The organism is Nitratireductor sp. ZSWI3, assembly GCF_024655565.1.
In the GTDB taxonomy this organism is placed as follows: Bacteria; Pseudomonadota; Alphaproteobacteria; order Rhizobiales; family Rhizobiaceae; genus Nitratireductor.
Genome location: NZ_JANKOF010000172.1, coordinates 1 through 4,593 on the forward strand (window position 1 = coordinate 1; position 4,593 = coordinate 4,593).

Below are 4,593 nucleotides of genomic sequence, written 5' to 3' on the forward strand. Positions count from 1 at the left end.
GCCGGCCGGGGCCCCCGCCCCGGCCTCGATGGAGCTTGCCTGTGTCATTGGACGAAGTCGTTCGTGTAGAGGTCCTCGACCGGAACCGCCGTCTGGACGATGCCGCTGTCGACATAGAAGGACTGCACCTTGGCGATCCGCTCGGGATCGAAGGCGCCGAGCGGCTGGTTTTCGCCCTCGGGATAGACCAGCGTCGCGTAGGAGCGCAGGATCCCCTCGATCTCCGCTTCCTTGCCGGCATGCTGCGGCATGGCCGCCACGTAGTCGCTGGCGGCCTGCGCCGGATCCGCGGAAATATCGCCGACCGCCTTCAGCACCGCGCCGACGAAGCCGCGCACCACCTCGGGGCGCTCCGCAACGGTCTTGTCGGAGGCGATGATCGCCTGCGCCATGGCCGGGAACACCTCGTCGACGGGCATCTGGTCCATCTCGACGCCGGCCGCCTCGATGGCGGCGATCCATTCGGGAACGCCCGACAGCGCCTGCAGCTTGCCGGCGATGGTGAGCTGGATGATGCCGCCCGGGCCGACCGCCTGGATGTCGGCGTCCGCCTTGGTCAGTTCCGCCGAAGCCAGGACGCCGAGGAGGTTGTAGTAGGTGGTGTCCTGGAAGGCGAGGACGCCGATCGACTTGCCCTTGAGGTCCGCCGGGCCAGTGATGCCGCTGTCCTTGCGCCAGGCGAGCTGTGTCAGGCCGCGGCCGCCGAGCAGCGCCACGCCGCGGATGTCGAGGCCGTTGGCGCGCACGATGATCGGCGTATCGCCGATGCCGCCGCCGAGATCGGCATTGCCGACGGCGACCTGCGTCGCCACATCCGCACCGCCCTTGCCCACCTGGAACGAGACTTCGAGGCCCGCGGCCTCGAAATAGCCCTTACTCTTGGCGAGCTGGAAGGGGGCAAAGGCCGGCAGGAAATCCGGCGCCGGGAACAGATAGGTCACCTTCTCGGCGGCAAGTGCCGCAGTGGCGGAAGCCGCCAGCATGGCCGCGGCGACGGTCGTACGAAGCATGCGTTTCATGGGATTCCCCTTTTTCGTTCCCAGCCGTCAGACGGCTTTTTCTTCGAGCTTCAGATGCTTGAATATCTGTGCCGCATAATCGCTGACCTCCGGCATCACCCGGCGCCTGAGCGGCTCCTCGCGGTGCGGCAGGTCGACCTTGATCTCCGCCACCACCGTGCCGGGCCGTTCCGACAGGACTAGAATCCGATCGGACATCAGGACGGCCTCGGCCAGATCGTGGGTGATCAAAAGGGTCGTCTTGCCGGATTCGAAGATCGTCCCGGCGAAGCTGTTCTGCAGCAGAAGCTTGGTCTGCGCGTCGAGCGCGGAGAACGGCTCGTCGAGCAGGACGATCTCCGGCTTGATGGCGAGCGTGCGCGCCAGCGCCGCGCGCTGCCGCATGCCGCCGGAGAGCTGATAGGGATAGTGGTTCTCGAAGCCGGCCAGCTGGCAGCGCTTCAGCTCCGCCATCGCCCGATCACGGCGCTCCGACTTCCCCACGCCACGCGCCTCCAGGCCGAACTCGACGTTCGAGACGATGTCGCGCCAGGGCAGCAGCAGGTCCTTCTGCAGCATGAAGCCGACATGCTCGTTGGGTCCGGCGACCCGTCCCTCGCTGACGAAGACCTCGCCATGGGTCGGTTGGTAGAGGCCGGCCGTCATGCTGAGGATGGTGCTCTTGCCGCAGCCGGACGGACCGACCACGGAGACGAACTCGCCCTCGTCGACGCGGAAGCTGATGTCGTTGACGGCGATGAGGTTCTGCCCCGTGCCGGTCGTGAATTCCTTCGTGACCGAGCGAAACTCAAGCGCCATAGCCGTCGGCCTCATAGGCGGCATCGAGTTGGCGATTGGTCGCCTGCAGCTCCTCGGCCAGCAGCGCCTGCGTCCAGTCGGTGCGGCCCGAGCGCGGGGCGACGATTCCCCGATCGGCGAGCTGCCGCGCGACGCCGGCGAAATCGTGCTCGCCCGTCGCATAGATCGCCATCAAGGCGTCGGCGAGCGCATTCTCGTTCTCATCCAGCTCCCGCCCCCGGCACTGATGCGCCAAGGCCGGACGGCCCGTATCGAAAGCACGCTGCGAGAGGCGGTCTTTGAAGGCGTCCATCTCCATCTCCCATTTCAAATGTTCAAATAAGAACACTTTGTTCAAAATTAGATTGCCTCATCACCGAGACGGTGTCAACTGCCTCCTCGCGCGCCGCAGAAAGGCCCCGGGGCAGCGGCGGGGGCCGGCGCGCCGCCACAGCTCGCGTTGACAGCGTCCTTTCGACTTCGTAACGTTATTTATTGAACGTAACGTTCTTATTTGAACATCAATTGAGGAGGTCTGCATGAGGTTCGGGATCGCCGGCGGCGGCGTCGGGGGGATGGCGGCGGCGATCGCGCTGCAGAAACAGGGACACGACGTCACCATCTTCGAGCGGGCGCGGGCCTTCGGCCGCATCGGCGCCGACGTCAACCTGACACCCAACGCCGTCCATGCGCTCGACGGTCTCGGTATCGGCGACGCCCTGCGCAGCACCTCGGCGCGGCCGCAATACCGCATCAGCCGCACCTGGGACAGCGGCGAGGAGACCTCTCGCCTGCCCATGAGCACGGCAGCCGAGGAGCGTTACGGCGCGCCGCAGCTCACCATCCACCGGGCCGACCTGCTCGCCGCCCTGGAAGGCGCGTTGCGGCCGGGTACGATCCGCTTTGCCACGCAGGTTGTATCGGCAACGCAGCATGGCACGGGCATCGCCGCAATCCTTGCCGACGGCGCCCGCTTCGAAGCCGACGTGCTGATCGGTGCCGACGGCATCCATTCGGCCGTGCGCCACGCCCTCTTCGGCAATGATCATCCGCGTTTCACCGGCCTCGTCTCCTACCGGGCGGTGTTTCCGCGCGAGCGTGGCGGCACCATTCCCAATCTCGATTCCTTCACCAAGTGGTGGGGTCCGACGCCGGATCGGCAGATCGTCACCTTTCCGCTCAATCGCGGCAGCGAGATCTTCGTCTTCGCCACCACAGCGCAGGACGACTGGACGGAGGAAGGCTGGACGCTGCCCGGCGACATCGAAGACCTGCGCGCGGCCTATGCGGATTTCCATCCGGAAGCGCGTGCATTGCTCAATGCCTGCGACACGGTCACCCGCTCGGCGCTGCATGTGCGCGAGCCGATGGAGCGCTGGTCGGATGGCGCCGTGACGCTGCTCGGCGATGCGGCGCATCCGATGGTGCCGTTCATGGCACAGGGGGCCTGCATGGCCATCGAGGACGCCGTCGTCCTGGCGCGCGCCCTCGACGGCGCCACGCCGGCGTCGGTGCCGGGCGCGCTCAGGCGCTACGAGACCGCCCGCATCCCGCGCACCGCGAGGGTGCAGCGGGGCTCGCTGGCCAATGACTGGTTGAAGCAGGGCACCAACGCCGACTGGGTCTATGGCTACGACGCCTGGGCGACGGCGTTGACCGAGGCAGCTTAGGACCGAAGCGAGCGGGGCGATGGCAGCCCATCGCCCCGCGCTGCATCAGATCTCCATCAGATCCTCGCCGACGATGATCTTGCCGGCATAGTGCCTCTTCACACCGGCGGTCCAGCCTTCCGGCGTCTCCTGTGGATCGAAGCCCGGAACGAAATGGTTGAGCACCAGGGTTTTGACACCGGCGCGCTGCGCCAGCCGGCCCACATCCTCCAGCGGCGTGTGGATCGCGATCACCGCTTTGAGGACGCGCTCGATCTCCTCGGGCGAGCGGCCCTGTTGGGCGAATTTCTTCCTGAACAGCGCCTCCGTGCGTTCGGCATTGATCACTTCGTGCACCAGCACGTCGGCGCCCTTCGCCAGTTCGGCAAGCTCCTCGCTCGCCGCCGTGTCGCCGCTGAAGACGACCACGCGGTCGGCGGTCTCGAAGCGATAGCTGTAGGACATGTGATGGACGCCATCCTTGTGCCCCTGGTTCGGGTAATGGGTGTTCTCGATGCAGGTCACGCGAACATTGTCGTCTTCGTAAACGGGGCCGGAAGCCGTCACGTCATGACCGCGAAACAGCTCACGCGGCGGCTTCTTGCCGCCGCTGAAGGCGCGCCGCACGGCGGCGTTCGGTTCGAAGTAATCGATGAGAGCCCTGACCATCGCCTCGGTTCCGGGCGGGCCGAAGGCGTCGGAGGGAAGCGAGCGACCGTTCGACCAGGCAAGCCCCATCAGCGTGCCCATATCGGCGTTGTGGTCGTCATGGTGATGGGTGATGAAGATCTTGCCGACCCGATGCGCCCCGATCCCCGCCAGCATCAATTGCCGCGCCACGCCGTTACCGGCATCGACGATGTAGGGCTCGTCATTGACGACAAGCACGTTGGCCGGCTGGTTGCGGCCCGGCAGCGGCGTCGGCCCGCCGCCGGTGCCGAGCAGGATCAGCCGCGTCCCCTTGCCCTGCGAAGCCGACGGAGCAGCAGCTGCCGGCATGGTCGGGAAAGCCGCTGCCGCCGCGCTGGCAGCGATGAATTGCAGTCCGGTTCTGCGTGTGAAGCGCACGTTCTCACTCCTCCCTGTGGTTCGCACGAGGCTGCAGCGAGATCGCAGGCAGCCCAGATGAATGCGCCACCCCGGCCGGG

5 protein-coding genes are annotated in these 4,593 nt (G+C 66.6%); 1 reads left to right on the forward strand and 4 read right to left on the reverse strand.

The genetic code is table 11. The annotated features are described in order from the left end of the window. Positions 1 to 44: 44 nt before the first annotated feature. From NUU27_RS24985 to NUU27_RS24995, 3 genes are read right to left on the reverse strand one after another with little or no spacing between them, the layout of a single operon-like run. Entirely contained in the window at positions 45 to 1,019 is a 975-nt protein-coding gene (locus NUU27_RS24985) for an ABC transporter substrate-binding protein (protein WP_257764998.1), read from the reverse strand. 27 nt (positions 1,020 to 1,046) lie between these two features. Next, complete coding sequence (locus NUU27_RS24990; RefSeq protein ID WP_257764999.1) at positions 1,047 to 1,817, reverse strand: ABC transporter ATP-binding protein; 771 nt, start codon at positions 1,815 to 1,817, stop codon at positions 1,047 to 1,049. Next, a complete protein-coding gene (locus NUU27_RS24995; protein WP_257765000.1) occupies positions 1,807 to 2,109 on the reverse strand; it encodes a recombinase-like helix-turn-helix domain-containing protein in 303 nt (100 codons plus the stop codon). Before NUU27_RS24995 ends, NUU27_RS24990 begins: the two co-directional genes overlap by 11 nt. 226 nt (positions 2,110 to 2,335) lie before the next feature. On the opposite strand from NUU27_RS24995, the gene NUU27_RS25000 reads away from it, so the two are divergent. Then, positions 2,336 to 3,466 (forward strand): FAD-dependent monooxygenase, encoded by a 1,131-nt coding sequence (locus NUU27_RS25000; protein ID WP_257765001.1) that lies wholly within the window; start codon positions 2,336 to 2,338, stop codon positions 3,464 to 3,466. A gap of 45 nt (positions 3,467 to 3,511) precedes the next feature. Here NUU27_RS25000 and NUU27_RS25005 read toward each other — a convergent pair whose 3' ends face one another. Then, on the reverse strand, positions 3,512 to 4,513 hold the full coding sequence (locus NUU27_RS25005) for an MBL fold metallo-hydrolase (protein WP_257765002.1): 1,002 nt from the start codon (positions 4,511 to 4,513) through the stop codon (positions 3,512 to 3,514). Positions 4,514 to 4,593: the final 80 nt, after the last annotated feature.

Coding starts and splice junctions, on each gene's coding strand:
- NUU27_RS25000 (WP_257765001.1), top strand. CDS start 2,336: ATGAGGTTCGGGATCGCCGGCGGCGGCGTCGGGGGGATGGCGGCGGCG.
- NUU27_RS24995 (WP_257765000.1), bottom strand. CDS start 2,109: ATGGACGCCTTCAAAGACCGCCTCTCGCAGCGTGCTTTCGATACGGGC.
- NUU27_RS24990 (WP_257764999.1), bottom strand. CDS start 1,817: ATGGCGCTTGAGTTTCGCTCGGTCACGAAGGAATTCACGACCGGCACG.
- NUU27_RS24985 (WP_257764998.1), bottom strand. CDS start 1,019: ATGAAACGCATGCTTCGTACGACCGTCGCCGCGGCCATGCTGGCGGCT.